At 57.5% G+C, this 16,086-nt stretch carries 14 protein-coding genes and 3 pseudogenes; 5 read left to right on the forward strand and 12 right to left on the reverse strand.

Features of this window, described 5'->3' with window-relative positions:
- Positions 1–4: 4 nt before the first annotated feature.
- The 7 genes from rbsD to FQ187_RS20630 form a co-directional block, all read right to left on the reverse strand.
- Positions 5–409, reverse strand: coding sequence for a D-ribose pyranase (rbsD, locus tag FQ187_RS20600; RefSeq protein WP_149630882.1), 405 nt, complete (start codon positions 407–409; stop codon positions 5–7).
- Complete coding sequence (gene rbsK, locus FQ187_RS20605; protein ID WP_149630883.1) at positions 406–1,323, reverse strand: ribokinase; 918 nt, start codon at positions 1,321–1,323, stop codon at positions 406–408. Before rbsK ends, rbsD begins: the two co-directional genes overlap by 4 nt.
- A gap of 57 nt (positions 1,324–1,380) precedes the next feature.
- Positions 1,381–2,400 (reverse strand): LacI family DNA-binding transcriptional regulator, encoded by a 1,020-nt coding sequence (locus tag FQ187_RS20610; protein WP_149630884.1) that lies wholly within the window; start codon positions 2,398–2,400, stop codon positions 1,381–1,383.
- Positions 2,401–2,403: 3 nt separating this feature from the next.
- Positions 2,404–3,381 (reverse strand): ABC transporter permease, encoded by a 978-nt coding sequence (locus FQ187_RS20615; RefSeq protein ID WP_149630885.1) that lies wholly within the window; start codon positions 3,379–3,381, stop codon positions 2,404–2,406.
- The gene (locus tag FQ187_RS20620) at positions 3,378–4,931 is read right to left on the reverse strand and encodes a sugar ABC transporter ATP-binding protein (protein WP_149630886.1); all 1,554 of its coding nucleotides are present in this window, start codon (positions 4,929–4,931) and stop codon (positions 3,378–3,380) included. The genes FQ187_RS20615 and FQ187_RS20620 overlap by 4 nt, the downstream gene beginning before the upstream one ends.
- A gap of 56 nt (positions 4,932–4,987) precedes the next feature.
- A complete protein-coding gene (locus FQ187_RS20625) occupies positions 4,988–5,941 on the reverse strand; it encodes a sugar ABC transporter substrate-binding protein (protein ID WP_056744472.1) in 954 nt (317 codons plus the stop codon).
- A 195-nt stretch (positions 5,942–6,136) separates the two neighbouring features.
- Positions 6,137–6,598 (reverse strand): hypothetical protein, encoded by a 462-nt coding sequence (locus tag FQ187_RS20630; RefSeq protein WP_149630887.1) that lies wholly within the window; start codon positions 6,596–6,598, stop codon positions 6,137–6,139.
- Between the two features lie 349 nt (positions 6,599–6,947).
- On the opposite strand from FQ187_RS20630, the gene FQ187_RS20635 reads away from it, so the two are divergent.
- The 3 genes and pseudogenes from FQ187_RS20635 to FQ187_RS30475 form a co-directional block, all read left to right on the forward strand.
- Positions 6,948–8,036, forward strand: a complete 1,089-nt coding sequence (locus FQ187_RS20635) for an asparaginase (RefSeq protein ID WP_129443080.1) — start codon at positions 6,948–6,950, stop codon at positions 8,034–8,036.
- A 170-nt stretch (positions 8,037–8,206) separates the two neighbouring features.
- Positions 8,207–8,497, forward strand: coding sequence for a DUF1654 domain-containing protein (locus FQ187_RS20640; protein WP_095128572.1), 291 nt, complete (start codon positions 8,207–8,209; stop codon positions 8,495–8,497).
- A 24-nt stretch (positions 8,498–8,521) separates the two neighbouring features.
- Positions 8,522–8,656, forward strand: a pseudogene (locus FQ187_RS30475) (deoxyribonuclease); the annotation flags it as partial.
- A gap of 52 nt (positions 8,657–8,708) precedes the next feature.
- Here FQ187_RS30475 and FQ187_RS20645 read toward each other — a convergent pair.
- From FQ187_RS20645 to FQ187_RS20665, 5 genes and pseudogenes are all read right to left on the reverse strand, one after another.
- Positions 8,709–9,182, reverse strand: a pseudogene (locus tag FQ187_RS20645) (CHAD domain-containing protein); the annotation flags it as partial.
- Positions 9,183–9,713: 531 nt separating this feature from the next.
- Positions 9,714–10,568 carry a methyl-accepting chemotaxis protein gene (locus tag FQ187_RS30935; protein WP_371925547.1) on the reverse strand — a complete coding sequence of 285 codons (855 nt, stop codon included), beginning with the start codon at positions 10,566–10,568 and terminating at the stop codon, positions 9,714–9,716.
- A gap of 9 nt (positions 10,569–10,577) precedes the next feature.
- Positions 10,578–11,660 (reverse strand): annotated as a pseudogene (locus tag FQ187_RS30940) (cache domain-containing protein); the annotation flags it as partial.
- A 210-nt stretch (positions 11,661–11,870) separates the two neighbouring features.
- Entirely contained in the window at positions 11,871–13,106 is a 1,236-nt protein-coding gene (locus tag FQ187_RS20660; RefSeq protein ID WP_149630890.1) for an FAD-binding oxidoreductase, read from the reverse strand.
- Between the two features lie 12 nt (positions 13,107–13,118).
- Positions 13,119–13,466, reverse strand: a complete 348-nt coding sequence (locus tag FQ187_RS20665; protein ID WP_149630891.1) for a RidA family protein — start codon at positions 13,464–13,466, stop codon at positions 13,119–13,121.
- 740 nt (positions 13,467–14,206) lie between these two features.
- Between FQ187_RS20665 and hisC the strand changes: the two genes are divergently transcribed.
- Complete coding sequence (gene hisC, locus FQ187_RS20670; RefSeq protein WP_149630892.1) at positions 14,207–15,343, forward strand: histidinol-phosphate transaminase; 1,137 nt, start codon at positions 14,207–14,209, stop codon at positions 15,341–15,343.
- On the forward strand, positions 15,343–16,080 hold the full coding sequence (gene hutC / locus FQ187_RS20675; protein WP_149630893.1) for a histidine utilization repressor: 738 nt from the start codon (positions 15,343–15,345) through the stop codon (positions 16,078–16,080). The genes hisC and hutC overlap by 1 nt, the downstream gene beginning before the upstream one ends.
- The last annotated feature ends 6 nt before the right edge of the window (positions 16,081–16,086 follow it).

Consider the following 16,086-nt stretch of genomic DNA (forward strand, 5'->3'; position numbering starts at 1 on the left):
CGAGTTAGAACGTAACCCCTGCCACCAGCACGATGTTGCAGTACGGCTGACATTCGCCTGTACGAACAATCGCCCGTGCCTGTCGGCTAAGGACTTTGAATTGGTCATGACTGAGCAGCTCACGCCGACCCAGCGCACCTTCGGCATTCAGCTCATCGAGTATCGACAATGCTGAAGGCTTTTTGTCCAGGATCTCCTGGGCCAGTACATGGCTCTCGACCTGCATTTCGCTGAGCACAACCTTCAACGTGCTGACGAAATCCGGGATACCGTGGGTCAGGGCCAGGTCGATCAGCTCAACGCCTGATGGCACCGGTAGACCTGCGTCGCCGATCACCACCGTGTCGCCATGGCCCAGGGATGCGATCAGCCGCGACAACGCGACGTTGAGCAAAGGTGTCTTTTTCATGGTGCTTTAAAGGCCTGTACGTCGGACAAGGTGGGAATCGAGGGTTGCGCGCCAGCGCGGGTCACCGACAGCGCCGCGGCGCCCTGGCCGAAACGGATCGCGTCGGCTTCGTTTTTGCCGGCCGCCAGCGCGGCGGCGAAACCACCGACGAAGGTGTCGCCAGCCGCCGTGGTATCGACAGCCTTCACCTTCGGCGCAGGGAAATGCTCGAAGCCTTTGCCGCTGGCAAACAGCGAACCTTGAGCACCGAGGGTGATGATGACCTTGCCGGCACCCATAGCGATCAACCGGGATGCAGCGGTTTCGGCAGATGCCAGAGAATCCACTGGCAAACCACTCAGCGCCGAGGCCTCGCTTTCGTTGGGAATCAAATAATCGATGGACGCGTACCAGTCCGCCGGCAGTGGGCGGCTGGCCGGCGCCGGGTTGAGGATCACGGTCTTACCCAACTCACGGCCGCGCTTGAGCGCATGACCGACAGTGGCATCCGGGACTTCCAGCTGACAGATGATCACGTCCGCTGCCCGCAATACGGCGTCGAAACGATCAATCACCTCTGGAGTCAGCGCCCCGTTGGCACCGGCAACGATCACGATTGCGTTCTGGCTATTGTCATCGACCACGATCAACGCTACGCCGCTGGAATCGTCGACGGTGCTGACCGCCTGGCAATCGATCTGCTCGGCTAACAGCGCCCCGAGCAGTTCTTCGCCGTAGGCATCGCTGCCCACGCAACCGACCATCGACACTTGCGCCCCCAACCTCGCCGCTGCGACCGCCTGATTCGCGCCCTTGCCACCGGAAACCGTGGCAAACGACTCGCCGATCAGCGTTTCACCGCCACGGGGCAGCCGTGGCGCCCGGGTGACCAGGTCCATGTTCAGGCTGCCTATAACCACTACTTTTGCTGGCATACGTCACTACCCATCAATTTTGTTTCAGCGGTGCTTTTGATTTAGCGGCTTTCTATTTCAACGGAACTGGGCGAACACGCCGGCCAGCGGCGCAGTCGACTCCCGCAGGACAATACTGGGCGTCACGATCCGTTGATCGGTGGCCATATCCGGCGTGGCGATTCTTCTTAAAAGCACTTCGGCCGCCATCTCGCCGAGTTGCAGGATCGACTGCCCCACGGTGGTCAGCGCCGGGTACACATAGCGGCTCATCTGAATATCGTCGAAGCCGATCACCGACAGCTCCGTTGGCACGCGAATATTGCGCTCGGCCGCCGCTCGCAGCACACCGATGCCAATCATGTCGTTACCGGCGAAGATCGCGCTCGGCGGGTTATTTTCCAGCAGCATCGCGGCGGCGTTGTAACCGCCGGTGCTGGTGAAGTCGCTTTCCAGCATGCGCTCGCGGGAGACTTCGACACCCGCCTCTTTCAGGGCACGGCAATAACCGGCCAGACGCATCTGCGCCACACTGGTACTCGCCGGGCCACCAATAGTGGCGATGTCCCGGTGCCCCAATTCCAGAAGGTGGCGGGTCGCCAGATAGGCGCCGTATTCGTGATCGATCCGCACCATGTCGGCATTCACGCCTTCCAGTCCACGGTCGACGATCACCATCGGCGTACGCACGCCTGCAAGGCCCTCCGCCAGCCCCGCGTCACCGCCAGCCGAAGCGACGATCAGTCCGTCGATGCGCTTTTCCAGCAGTACGCGCAGGTAGCTGCGCTGCTTGTCCGGGTTGTCATCGGAGTTACAGAGAATCACGCAGTAGCCATTACGCTCGCAGTAATCCTCGATGCCGCGCGCCAGTTCGGCGAAGTACGGGTTGAGGCTGTTGGGCACCAGTAGACCGATGGTCGCCGTGGTTTTGGCTTTGAGAGACCGGGCCACGGCACTGGGCACGTAGTCGAGGGTTTTGATCGCTGCCTCAACCTTGACCCGCACCTCTTCGCTCACCGGCCGGGTCTTGTTCACTACGTGGGAAACCGTGGTGTAGGAAATTCCCGCGAGCGCTGCCACATCCTTGATCGTTGCCATGACTCAGGTCCGCCGGCTTGCGCGCTGACTGCGATAAGTATCAAGCACCACCGCCACCACGATCACCGCGCCGGTGATGATGCGTTTGGTGGGTTCAGTTGCGCCGATCTGCGCGAGACCGGCCGCCAATACGGAAATGATCAGAACCCCGAAGAACGTACTGATGACCGAACCGCGGCCACCCATCAAACTGGTGCCGCCGATCACGACCGCGGCGATCACTTGCAACTCCAGCCCGGAGCCGGCATTCGGATCCGCCGCTTCCAGACGGGAAATCTGGAACAGCGCAGCAATACCGGCCAGCAGCCCCATCAGACTGAAAACCAGGATCTTGTAGGGCTTCGGATTGATCCCTGCCAGACGCACCGCCTCTTCGTTGGTGCCGATGCCGATCAGGTAACGACCGAACACGGTACGCGTCAGCACTGCCTGGGCAATGAAGATGATCAGCAAGGCAATGATGAACGACGGCGAGATGCCGAAGGCGATCGGGTTGGACAACCAGGCGAAGGCATCACCGATGTAGGCCGTGCGCGATCCGGTCATCTGATACGCCACGCCCCGGGCCATTTCCAGCACGCCGAGGGACACGATGAACGACGGAATCCGCCACGCCACAGTAATCGAACCCGTGATGGTCCCGGCCAGTGCTGCCGCCGCCATTCCGAGCAGCGCCGCAGGCAACACGCTCCAGCCCCAACCGAGAATTGCCACGCTGACCGTTGACGCCGCGAGCGCGAGCACCGAGCCCACCGACAGGTCGATACCGCCGATGATCAACACGAACGTCATGCCGACCGCCAGCACCATCAAGTCCGGAATCTGGTTCGCAAGGGTGCTGAAGGTGTCATAGGACAGGAAATGGCTACTTAGAACCGAGAACAGCGCAACCATTGCCAGCAAGGCACCGGCCAGTCCCAGATAGGTACCGAGGCCGTAAAAGTTGCCACTCCGTTTGCTGGCAGTCACTGCAGTATTCATGCGAGATCCCTAGGCGCTGCTTCGTTGAGCAACGCATCACGTTTTTGGTAGCCGGCGAACGCGGCGGCAAGCAAATCATCCTGGGTCCAGCTGTCACGCTCAAAGGTGTCGATCAGACGTCCCGCCGAGAGCACGCCGATGCGGTCGCAGATCAACATCAGCTCACGCAGGTCGCTGGAGACCACCACGAGCGCTTTGCCTTGACGGGTCAGCTCACCGAGCAAGGCATAAATGTCAAACTTGGCGCCGACGTCGATGCCACGCGCTGGCTCGTCGAACAGCATCACCGAGCAATCACGCTCAAGCCACCGGCCGATCACGACTTTCTGCTGGTTGCCGCCGGATAGTTCCGACACACGTTGCGTCGGGCTGGAACTGCGGATGCGCATGGCGTCGATCTGACGCTGGGCCAGCGCCATCTCGTCACCATTGTTGACGAAGCCACCGCTGGAAATCACCGGCATGTTGCCCAAGGCAATATTCGCGCTGATCGATTGGGTCAGCAGCAGGCCTTCGCCCTTGCGGTCTTCGGTTATCAGCGCGATGCCATGACCGACCGCGTCAGCCGGTGACCGGATACTGACAACCTGTGCTGGCGAACCGAGTGCAACCGTGCCGCTGTCCGCTGTATCAGCACCGAAGATCAAGCGCAGCAACTCAGTGCGCCCTGCCCCGATCAAGCCGGAAATCCCGTAGATCTCGCCGGCTCGCACGTCGAAGGACACGTCGCGAACCTTGTCGGAACGGGTCAGTCCTTTGACCGTCAAGGCTGGAGCACCGATCTTGCGCGGCCCCATGTCGATGTGTTCGCCGAGTTCACGACCGACCATCAGCGTCACCAGTTGCTCGCTGTTGTAATTGGCCATCGGCTCGACGCAAACCAGGTTGCCATCGCGCAGTACCGCAATACGCTGGGCGACCCGCGCCAGTTCTTCGAGACGGTGCGAGATATAGATGATCGACACGCCGCGAGCTTGCAGACGAGTAATCTGCTCGAACAGCATCTCGACTTCACGATTCGTCAACATCGCGGTCGGTTCGTCGAGGATCAGCACGTGGCAATCGCCGATCAGGTTGCGGGCGATCTCCACCATTTGCTGGTGACCGATGCCCAATTCGCCCACCAGCGTGTCCGGGTCAATCGCGTCGAGGCCGACCTGGGCCATGGCTTCGATCGCAGCCTTGCGCAATTGCCTGCGACTGATCCAGCCGCCCTTGCTGGGCAGGTTGTCGAGAAACAGGTTTTCCGCCACCGACAGGGTCGGCAACAGATTGAGCTCTTGCATCACCATGCGGATGCCGAGGTCTTCGGCCTGAGTGCGGCTTGCGGGGCGGTAATCCTGCCCCTGGAATTGCATGTGGCCGGTGGTCGGTGTGACCAGCCCGCCGATGATCTTCGACAGCGTGCTTTTTCCCGCGCCGTTTTCGCCGGTCAGCGCCAGCACTTCACCGCGCATCAGCGTCAGGTCGATGCCGGTCAGGACCGGTTGTGCGTAGGTCTTACCGATACCGCTGACCGAGAGGACAGCGTTCGGGGCGGAAACTGACATAAAAACTCTCCATGTGCTCGCCCCGACGGGCGAGCACCGTTGTGTCGCCATAAGGACTACTTGGTGACCAGCTCTACCGGAGTTTCGATCACGCCATTGGCGCCGCCGTCGACTTTCTCACCCTTGATGATCTTCAGTGCAGTCTCGATGCCAAACACCGCTTGCCTGGCTGCAAACTGGTCAGCGGTGGCCAGAACGCGACCATCCTTGAGCATTGGCTTGATGGCGTTGATGTTGTCGTAACCGACCACTTGCACCTTGCCGGCCTTGCCCGCTGCGCGCACGGCGGATACTGCGCCGACGGCCATGCTGTCGTTGCCGGCCAGCAGGGCTTTGACTTGCGGGTATTCGCTGAGGATCGAGGCCGCAACCTTGTTGCCTTTGTCGATTTCCCAGTCACCGGACTGCAAAGAGACGACCTTGATCTGCGCCGCTTCCATCGCATCCTTGAAGCCTGCGGTTCTTTGCTGTGCGTTGGTGGTGGTTGAAACGCCTTCGATGATGCCGACTTCGTCTCCGGCCTTCAGTTGCTTGGCCAGGTACTCGCCCACCAGACGCGCGCCTTTGCGGTTATCCGGGCCTACGAACGGTACGGTGATGTTTTTGCTTTTGACCACAGCCGGGTCCAGCTGGTTGTCGATGTTGATCACGGTGATACCGGCATCGATGGCTTTCTTGATCACAGGAACCATAGCCTTGGAGTCAGCCGGCGCGATGACCAGCGCATTGACCTTGGCCAGAATCATTTGCTCGACGATGCGTGTCTGGCCAGCCGTGTCGGTTTCGTCTTTGATGCCGTTGGAGATCAGCTCGAAATCGCCGGAGTGGTCTTTCTGATAGGCCTTGGCGCCGTCTTCCATGGTCAGGAAGAATTCATTGGCCAGGGATTTCATGACCAGCGCGACTTTGGGTTTTTCAGTCTCGGCGAAGGCCGAAGAGACGGGTAACGCGACGGATGCGGCAGCCAGCATAGCGACAGCGAGAAGACGTCCAGCGAATGGCAGCTTCATGGGTTCACTCCGATCTTATGATTATTGTGAGCAACGCTTGCGCTGGCGTAGGCTTCATTGCACTCGCTGATGGAAACCACCGGGAGCACCGCGCAAACGTTTGCGGAGACAGAACTATGCGAACCCTGTCGACATTTGTCAACGAGCAGAAACGACCATTTATTTGAACTGGCTGGCAAAATCCGGGCATTCAAGTCATGCCGTGGTGTTGACCACCGTTCCAGTGCTGGAACCCTTGGCCATTTCCTTGACCAGGGCCCCGGACACTTCCAGCAACGCACCATTGGTGTCGGCAATCTGTCCTTGAATTGCCATGACCACAGTGGCCTTGGCTTCCGGTGTCGGATAAGACGCCGCCTGAGCTGCGGCTAATTGTTGCTGTTGTTCGCGCAGTTGCTGCTGTAGCTCTTGCATGCGTTTGAGCAGGACTTTCACCGCCACACTCTGGTTGCTCTCGTCTGGGGTTTCGGTCTGCGCGCCCGCGCTTTTATCCAACCCCAAAGGGCCAGTCTTGACTTCGTTGCCGTCACCTTCCTTCGTACCCAACGCTTGATTCGCGGCATCGGCCGCCTGATCGTTCAACGCTTGAATCGAAGCGGTGGACTTGCCGCCGATGGTGATGCCTGCGGCGTTTGGGATACCAATAGATAACGACATGTGAACTCCTGAGTAAAAAGATCCTTTAAAGGAACATCGACCGAAGCGCGGGTTTCTTTAGCACTGATTCGCAATCTTGCAAGGCGATTTGCTCTACAGAGTTCGTAGTACTTTTCGGAGAGCCGAACAAAAACGCTCAACGCGTTCGGAAACCCGGACAACAGACTATGTAACCATTCTGGCTACTCAAATAAATACTGATACAAATCATCAAGTTAAAAGTTTTTCTCATTCAGAGTACGACTGGTACAGATCCTGCTCATCTCATTCACCCCAAGCGTTCAGATCGGCCTGGGGTGCATCTAGATGAACCTGCATCAGCACTGTCTCACTACTAGAGAGAAAAATAATGACATCTGCTTTCAAGACCTTCGTTCCGGGCGCTTTGGCCCTCTTGCTACTCCTGCCTACTGCCCTTCAGGCAAAAGAAGTCGAAACCCAACAGAAACTGGCGAACGTGGTGATCCTGGCCACCGGCGGCACCATTGCCGGCGCGGGCGCCAGCGCCGCCAATAGCGCGACCTATCAAGCGGCAAAAGTCGGCATCGAACAATTGATCGCCGGGGTTCCGGAACTCAGCCAGCTGGCTAACGTTCGTGGCGAACAGGTCATGCAGATCGCGTCCGAAAGCATCACCAACGACAACCTGCTGCAACTGGGTCGTCGCGTGGCTGAGCTGGCCGACAGCAAGGACGTCGACGGCATCGTCATCACCCATGGCACCGACACCCTGGAAGAAACCGCTTACTTCCTGAATCTGGTGGAAAAAACCGACAAGCCAATCATCGTTGTCGGCTCCATGCGCCCAGGCACGGCGATGTCGGCCGATGGCATGCTGAACCTGTACAACGCAGTGGCCGTGGCCAGCAGCAAAGAGGCACGCGGCAAAGGCGTACTGGTGACCATGAACGACGAAATCCAGTCGGGTCGCGATGTAAGCAAAATGATCAACATCAAGACCGAGGCGTTTAAAAGTGCCTGGGGTCCACTCGGCATGGTGGTCGAGGGCAAATCCTACTGGTTCCGTCTGCCGGCCAAGCGTCACACCATGGACTCGGAATTCGACATCAAAACCATCAAGAGCCTGCCTGACGTAGAAATTGCCTATTCCTACGGCAATGTCAGCGATACCGCCTACAAAGCGTTGGCTCAGTCTGGCGCCAAAGCCATCATTCACGCCGGTACCGGCAATGGCTCAGTCGCGTCCCGCGTAGTCCCATCGCTGCAAGCCCTGCGCAAGGACGGCGTGCAAATCATTCGTTCGTCCCACGTCAACGCCGGCGGTTTCGTACTGCGTAACGCCGAACAGCCAGACGACAAGTACGACTGGGTTGTGGCGCATGACCTGAACCCGCAAAAGGCCCGCATCCTGGCCATGGTCGCACTGACCAAGACCAACGACAGCAAAGAGCTGCAACGGATGTTCTGGGAATACTGATCCGCCCTCGCCCCACCGGTTCCGGTCGGGCACTGCTTTCACCACTCGCCAACCCAGGCGAGTGGCTCACACCCCCTTCCGATATTTCGATAAAAAATTTCCCTTCGTCCTACACAAAACGGAAAAAATTGCTGTCAGAGGATTTTCTTGGATTTTAAGCAGTTGCGAAAATGCTTACAGTTAAATACTGTATGCACGTACAGCTTAATAAGGATAATTCCGTGGCCACCACCTCTGCCTCTCCTGACTCCTATGAACGCATGGGTATGCGCGTTCAAAAAATCATCAATTCCCCTACCGCCCAAAAAGCCAAAGCAGCCTTGATCTTCCGTCTACCGGACGAACCCGTGGATGAGTGGGAACAATTGCTCGAAGAAATCGACGAGAACGACAACGTCACCCTCGCCTATCGCGACGATGGCGGTGTGCAGATTTTTTGGGTTGTGCCGAAGGAAGATTGAGTCAATGAGTGCCGCTGGTTTGCTTTGCTGTTTTTGTTCATCACCCTCGGCGCCCAGGCTGGCGCCCCACGCACCTTCAACGAAGCCAAGAAAGCTGCCTGGAAGCTCTACGCACCGCAATCCACAGAGTTCTATTGCGGGTGCAAATACACCGGTAGCGAGTCCGCTTCACCAGGATTCTCAACTCGTGCCGATCAAACCCTGCATCATCCACGGCAGAATGCAGTCGGTCGATTTGCTTTTTCAGCGCTTTCTCAATTTGAGGCTGGGCGTTTTTCAGATCGCCATTGGCTTCAGCAGCACGAAAAGCTGAGGGCCATACATCCAATTGATCGAACAGGTGACTCAGGGCTGGGCTTTTTAGAATTTTGGAATAGCTTGCTGCAAGCCGTTCCTTTCTGAGCTGCGCCTGAGTAAGAAAGCCCCGGCTTTCCAACTCATGGATCATCACCTCCAGATCACGGGTTGGAGTGGTCAGTTGCCCCACTGCAGCTGCCGCATTGTTGAGTGCCGCCGCCTCGCTCATGGCGCGCATCGGTCGAAGCAGGCTTCTGATACGCCTAACGGCTATTCTCAGATCATGCAAAGCCTCTCCATCAGTCCGCATCTCCAGTCGAGCACGCGAGTGATATAGGGAAACCTGGAGAGCCAGTATCTCAGCAACGAACTTGTCAACAAATGCCATGCGTTTATCTCAATGAAACGCAGTGGATTTGAGCTTAGCAGAACCTGGATCGCCGATTTATGACCCGATACGGTCATAGTTTTCGAACAGGGAAGGGCTTCTTCAAAAACAGCTATCAATGCGACCAGGCGGTCGCTTTCTAGGGTGTTGAACCGTCCTACTTCCGCTCTACGCGCCAAAGTCGTAGGTGACATGCAAATAGCCTTGGAAATACCCCCCGATTCACATGCAGAAGGTTCGCTATCCGGTCGAGGAATTCAAAATGCAGTCCTTCGCAAATTAGGTCATGAAGCCTGGTACCGCGTGACGGCAGCCCGAGGGTCATCCAAATGCTCTGTGCGATCTGAGGCCCTGGTTGGTATTCCTTGATCGATGACAGCACTTTCATCTCCATCTGAAAAACCTACAACTAAGCCGGGCTCGCTGGCCCGAACCAGCGACTTCTACATTGCCCTCTTCGTAGGTCTATCAGAATCACAGATCAACGTGATTTCGAAGGGTAGCGTAGTCATCCTAGCTTAGGAGTCTTTATTAAAACTTGAAGCGCCCTACGAGCCCCTTCAATTGACCAGAAATATCCGTCAGGCGACCCGATCCGGTGTGCGCCGAATGCGCAAACCTTTCGACCAACTGGGCATCGGCGTGGATTTGTGCAATGTGTCGGTTGATATCTTCGGCCACCTGATGCTGTTCCTCTGCTGCCGTGGAGATCTGAGCGTTCTGGTCGCGAATCGAGTCCACCGAGTCGCGGATCTTGTCGAAACTGTCGCGCGCCTGCTGGATACATTCAACGCTGGTTTGCGACACCTCCAGACTCCGTTGCATCTGCTGGGTGACCTCCTTAGTTCGCCGCGCGAAGTTACCGAGCAGGCTGTCGATCTCGCCGGTTGAGTCTGCAGTGCGTCGTGCCAAGGCGCGTACTTCGTCGGCCACCACCGCAAATCCACGGCCCTGGTCGCCGGCGCGCGCCGCTTCAATGGCGGCATTGAGGGCCAACAGATTGGTCTGTTCAGCGATCGAACGAATGGTATCGAGGATGGTGTTGATGTTCTTACTGTCCTGCTCAAGCTTCTGCATGGTGCCTGCCGACTGCTGCAGGTCGTCACTCAATTTAAGAACGCTGCCCGTGGCCTCACCAATGTGCCGTTGCCCATCGTGCACCTCTCGATAACCGACGTCCGCGCTGGAAGCAGCATGACTGCAAGAGCGGGCCACTTCGTTAGAGGTAGCGACCATCTCGTTGAACGCTGTGCTCACCAACTCAACTGCTTCGCGCTGGCGCACTGCGGCGTTGTTCATGTTACTGGCCACTTGACTGGTGTCCGCAGCGACCTCTTGCAAATCGGAGGAAGCGCTGCCGATGCGCCGCATCAGTTGCGCGATCATGCCAAGGAACTTGTTGAACCAACCTGCCAAAGTGGCGGTTTCGTCCTTGCCCCGCACTTCCAGTTCGCGGGTCAGGTCGCCCTCCCCTTCGGCGATTTCCTGCAGGCCATCGGCAACACCGCGAATCGGTCTAACGATCACGCCGGCGAAGCTCGCGCCGACGATGGCGAAGATGATTGCCAACACGGCGGCGATCAGTGCAATCAACCCTGTCAGGCTGGTGGCCTGAGCCATGACTTCGTCGCGCTTGATCAGCCCGATGAAGCGCCAGCCTAGGCTTTCGGAACTGACCACATTGACCATGTAGGGCACGCCATCGATCTCGACCTGGGTGACGCCGTCACCACTCTTTGCCAGCTCCGTATAGCCGGGGCCCAGATCGGCCAGGGGCTTGAAACTGTTTTTGGCATTTGCCGGATCGACCAGAACGTTGCCGTTGGCTTCGACCATCATCAGGTACCCGCTGTCGCCCAGCTTGATGGTTTTAACCAGTTCAGTCAGTTGCTTGAGCGAGACGTCCACGCCGACGACACCCACCGGGTTGCCGCTGGCGTCGGCGAAAGCGCGAACCGTGCTGACCAGCACCATGTCATCCGGCGCCCAGTAGTAAGCGCCCGTGCGCACGGTTGAGCCTGGCGCCGCCGCCATGGCGGTCTTGTACCAAGGACGTACTCGGGGGTCGTAGCTGGCCATTTTCGGGTCGTCGGGCCAACCGGCAAAGCCGCCGTCGTTGAGCCCCAGGGAAATGGACGCGGTGGTCGGATGGGTCTCGGCAAATCGATCGAAAATAGCCTGGAGCCGCTGATCGGCTTCGGTCACAGGCGTTTGCTCAGCATTGGCAGCGTTATAGTTTTTCAATCCCTTGACGGTGGCGATCCGAGGTTCCTTGGCAAGGTATTCGACGTTTTGGCGGATGCTGTCAAAGAACTGCTTCATACCGTTATCGATCTGGCGAATTTCACGGCCGCTGCTATCCAGGAAATTGGCTTGAGCCGCGCTCCGCAAGTTCAATACGACGAGTACCGCGACCAGAATCACCGGAAGGCAGGCGATAGCGGCAAATACCCATGTCAGCTTCTGTTTGATGTTCATGACTTCTCCAGCGGGTATTTATAAGTATTTAGGGCGAGCCGATGGGATGGATATACCGACTGAAATCAGAACAACGCCCACGACGACTGCCACGAAATCTGCACGTGCAGCGTCCGTAGATAAAAATCAGTGTTTATTTTCCCGACAGGCAGGTTCTCGCCCGTTACTCCGACGGAGATGGGCGAGAAGGTTCATGCACCGCTACTCAGCTCAGAAACGCCCTGGAGCAAAGGGTGCCGGATCCACCACAGGCGTCTCGCCCATCATCAATTCTGCGAGCAGTCGACCGCTGACCGGGCCTAGCGTAAACCCCTGATGGGCATGGCCGAAATTGAACCAGAGCCCTTTATGCAAGGGCGCCGCGCCGATCACCGGCTTCATGTCTACCGTGCAGGGTCGGGCGCCGCTCCATGGCGTGCGCTCCACTTGGGGGCCTAACGCTAATACCTGCCGTGCGGCCCGCTCGGCCTTGGCCAACTGCACCGGTGTTGGCGGCGCACTTAGGCTGGCGAACTCTGCCCCCGTCGACAGGCGGACACCGCGCTTCATCGGCGCCAGCATGTAGCCTTGTTCGGTATCCAGCACCGGGCGGTTCAATGTTGCGCCATCGGCAAAGTGAGCGTGGTAACCACGCTTGACGAACAACGGAATGCGGTAGCCCAACTCACCAAGCAATTCGTGAGCCCAAGGGCCCAACGCCACGACCACCTGCGACGCGCCGACCGATCCAGAATCGGTGTCGACGCTCCAACCGGCTCCTGACTGACGCAACGAGCGCGCATCGCCGCGCACAATTTCTCCACCTTCACGCACGAACAGATCGGCATAACGCTGCACCAACTCACCCGGTTCAATGCACGTCCAGGGTTGCAGCCAATGAATGCCCCCCACCAATGCATCGCTCAACGCTGGTTCCGCCAGTCTGAGCGCGACACCGTCCAGATGCTCGGACAACACGCCGTGTGCACTCACGCGTACCGCACGCTCCACCGCCGCATCGAATTGCTGTGGGCTACGAAAAGCCTGGATCCACCCTTTGCGCACGATCAGGTTTTGCGAACCGCTTTGCTCAATCAACTCCGAGTGCTCGCTGATCGAGTGCTCAATCAGCGTGCGAAAGGCATCTGCAATGGCCTGGTAATGCCTAGGCGCGGAGTTGGCCCAATACCTGACCAAGGCAGGCACGTATTCAGGCATCGCGCGCAGATGGTAATTGACGCCAATGTCGCGCTTGGCTGCCACGTTTATCAGGCTGGCAAAATCCCTTGGGAACGCATAGGGCTCAATGGCCTCACGCTGAATGATGCCTGCGTTGCCGAACGACGTTTCACGCCCCGGCAAACCTTTGTCCACCAGCGTCACCGCGCAGCCACGGCGTTGCAAATGCAACGCCGTGCATACGCCGACAATGCCGGCCCCCAGTACTACCACTTGTTTTTCGTTCACGCTGCCTCCGAATCAAGCACGCTGTTGCGCGATGACACTGATCTCGACCAATGCATCGACCACAAGGCCGGCGCAGACGGTCGCGCGCACTGGCAGGTTGGTCGTGAAGAATGATGCATAAGCCCGATTGAATTCGGCGAAATTACTCCGGTCGGTCAGGTACACGGTAACGCTGACAACATCGTCCAGCGACAGCGATTCGGCTTCCAGCGTCTGGGCAATACGCGTCAAGGTCAAACGCGTTTGCGCTTCGATACCTTCAGGAAAGCTACCGTCCTCACCAAACGGCAATTCGCCAGACAAAAAAACCAGGCCCTGGCTGTGGCGGACTTTGGAAAAGGGCAGATTGCTAACGGTCATGGCAGTTCTCTCTTGGGTATTTCAAGGAGGCGCCCATCAACGAGCACCGGTTGTGAATCATCGATTCGACTTCAGCGGTTTTTACGGTAGGCCATTGAGTCATGCATACGCTTAACCATGTGATCCCCCTCGCGGACACCGGACACATAGATCAGGAGCGAACAGCTGCTTGAGATCATGTCGACTCGTTGCTTAATAGGTTCAGGAGGGGTGAAATGTATGTTTTAGCCTGAAACACTAATCCTGTATATACAAGATTAAGCATTTACCATGCCGCTCGATAAAAAAATGCGCCATGAGCCTGAGGTAGAGCGACTTACCCTCCTCTCGCGATTAGGACACCTTAGGTGCCTCGATACTCAAGGTTTCGTTTTTCCCCACTAGGCATCATGGGTAACACTCCTGGCGCAACCTTTGGTTACATAAGGCTAAAAGGCAGCGATCATCAGCCTGATCTACTTCGCTAGAAACAGGCCTGTACTGCGGAATCAAGAGCAGCTCAGACATTTTGGCCTGCATCTTGCCTGACCGGTATATACAGGCACATACAGATGTCTGCTGCGTAATCATCCTGCTCCCCAAGGATGTTACTCATGAATGTACTGATACCGCTCAGACCCATTCAACTACCAGCCGTACGAGATCAGCCATAACGCCGAATAGCCGCGTCTGCAGCAACTCCTGCAGAACTGCCTAGATCGTAATGCCTTCCAGCAAGACACTAATGAGGTTAACCCTGTATGAATGCCAATGACTTGAACCTGCTTGCCCGCGCAGAAGTGCGCGAATTGGCCAGTTACAACGCCGGCCTCGCCTCGGATGCTGTGCGCAAGCGTTTCGGCCTGACTCGCGTCGCCAAACTAGGCAGCAACGAAAACCCGATGGGCACAGCACCCGCCGTTAGCGCCGCAACGGCTCGAGCTTGCAGCGAAATTGCGCTATACCCCGATGCTGGCTGCCAGGCATTACGCTCTGCACTCTCGAAAAAGCTCGACGTACCCGAGAATCAATTGGTGTTCGGCAACGGCTCGGAAGATTTGCTGAGCGTCATCAGCCGGGTGTTTTTAGACCACGATGACGAAGTAGTTACCGTGGTGCCATCTTTCGGGTTGCACTTCATATACCCAATGGCAGCCGGTGCCCGGGTGGTAGGTGTTCCCATGACCGACAGAGGCACCTTCGACGTAGCGGCAATGATCGCTGCACTCACCCCCCACACCCATGCGCTGATGTTTTCATGCCCGTCAAATCCGGTCGGCTGCACCTTAAGCGCCGACGAGTTGCAGCAGCTGCTCGACGCATTGCCCTCGAAGTGTCTGCTGGTGTTTGATGAGGCCTATTACGAATACGCGCAGTGGGAGGCCGAGTACCCGGATTGCCTCGGTTTGATTCAGGCCAGCGGCAAACCGTTTATCCTGCTGCGGACTTTCTCCAAGGCTTATTCCCTGGCAGGTTTGCGCATCGGCTACGGTATCGTCAGCGATCCACTGCTGGCAGATCTGATTAACCGCCTGCGCACCCCGTTCAACGTCAACAGCGTGGCACAAGCTGCCGCGATTGCGGCGCTGGCAGATGATGGTCATCTAAACGCCTGCCTATCCCATGTCGCCAGCGAACGCCGGCGGCTGGAAGTGGCGCTGCACGAGCAAGGCATTACGACCGCACCGTCCTTGGCCAACTTCCTGTTTTTTAGCACGCCTTATCCGGCCGAAGTAATCAACCAAGCACTGCTGCGTGAAGGGGTTATCATCAAACCGTGGCGCGAAGTTGGATACACTGAGTACTTGCGCGTCTCTGTCGGAAGCTGTGAGGATAACGACCTTTTCCTCCAAGCACTGGCAAGCGTCCTTGCCGCACTAGAAACACGGACTGACTAATGATCAAAAATGCACCACAAGCGCTCTACCGGCGTGCAAAGGATTATGTGCAAGACCAACTTCGCGCGGGCGTTTGGAAACCTGGTGACCTGATTTCTTCAGAAAACCAACTGGTGCAAGAACTGGGCATTTCGCGCATGACCGTCAACCGGGCCTTACGCGAACTGACCGAAGAAGGTCATCTGGTCAGGATTTCAGGCGTTGGCACGTTCGTAGCCGAAAGCAAACCGCAATCAAACTTGCTGCGTATCACCAACATTGCCGACGAAATCCTCGCCCGAGGTCACAGTTACACCTGCCGTGTCCTGCACCTGGGGCGCGAATCGGCCTCAATGCCGGTGGCGTCCGCATTGGGCCTGACCACCGGTTCTTCAGTTTTTCATCTGGTCTGTGTTCACAGCGAAGAAGGCGTGCCCGTGCAACTCGAGGATCGTTACGTCAATCCCGAGCTGGTGCCAGAATTTCTGAAGCAAGACTTTGGCGAGCACCTGCAACCGGCCAAGTACCTGTTGCGGGTCATCAAGCCCGACGAGATGGAACACATCGTCGAAGCCTGTCACCCCAGCAACGAAGAAAGCAAACACATGCAAATCGATGCTAATGAACCTTGCCTCGTGCTCATACGCCGAACCTGGAGTCAGAGCAAAATCGTCACCTATGTGCGTTTAGTACACCCGTCCTCACGCTATCGCCTAGGCAGTCGCCTGCCAGTAAATGGGGCGCATAGAGACAGTTGAGGCCTG

The sequence above is a fragment of the Pseudomonas sp. ANT_J28 genome (genome assembly GCF_008370005.1).
GTDB classification, from domain to species: Bacteria; Pseudomonadota; Gammaproteobacteria; order Pseudomonadales; family Pseudomonadaceae; genus Aquipseudomonas; species Aquipseudomonas frigoris.

Excerpts from the sequence above, each read along its gene's own strand:
- FQ187_RS20625 (WP_056744472.1), bottom strand. The coding sequence starts at position 5,941 with ATGAAGCTGCCATTCGCTGGACGTCTTCTCGCTGTCGCTATGCTGGCT.
- FQ187_RS20635 (WP_129443080.1), top strand. The coding sequence starts at position 6,948 with ATGACATCTGCTTTCAAGACCTTCGTTCCGGGCGCTTTGGCCCTCTTG.
- rbsD (WP_149630882.1), bottom strand. The coding sequence starts at position 409 with ATGAAAAAGACACCTTTGCTCAACGTCGCGTTGTCGCGGCTGATCGCA.
- FQ187_RS20665 (WP_149630891.1), bottom strand. The coding sequence starts at position 13,466 with ATGACCGTTAGCAATCTGCCCTTTTCCAAAGTCCGCCACAGCCAGGGC.
- FQ187_RS20615 (WP_149630885.1), bottom strand. The coding sequence starts at position 3,381 with ATGAATACTGCAGTGACTGCCAGCAAACGGAGTGGCAACTTTTACGGC.
- FQ187_RS20630 (WP_149630887.1), bottom strand. The coding sequence starts at position 6,598 with ATGTCGTTATCTATTGGTATCCCAAACGCCGCAGGCATCACCATCGGC.
- hisC (WP_149630892.1), top strand. The coding sequence starts at position 14,207 with ATGAATGCCAATGACTTGAACCTGCTTGCCCGCGCAGAAGTGCGCGAA.
- FQ187_RS20610 (WP_149630884.1), bottom strand. The coding sequence starts at position 2,400 with ATGGCAACGATCAAGGATGTGGCAGCGCTCGCGGGAATTTCCTACACC.
- FQ187_RS30935 (WP_371925547.1), bottom strand. The coding sequence starts at position 10,568 with ATGATCGCGCAACTGATGCGGCGCATCGGCAGCGCTTCCTCCGATTTG.
- hutC (WP_149630893.1), top strand. The coding sequence starts at position 15,343 with ATGATCAAAAATGCACCACAAGCGCTCTACCGGCGTGCAAAGGATTAT.
- FQ187_RS20640 (WP_095128572.1), top strand. The coding sequence starts at position 8,207 with ATGCTTACAGTTAAATACTGTATGCACGTACAGCTTAATAAGGATAAT.
- rbsK (WP_149630883.1), bottom strand. The coding sequence starts at position 1,323 with ATGCCAGCAAAAGTAGTGGTTATAGGCAGCCTGAACATGGACCTGGTC.
- FQ187_RS20620 (WP_149630886.1), bottom strand. The coding sequence starts at position 4,931 with ATGTCAGTTTCCGCCCCGAACGCTGTCCTCTCGGTCAGCGGTATCGGT.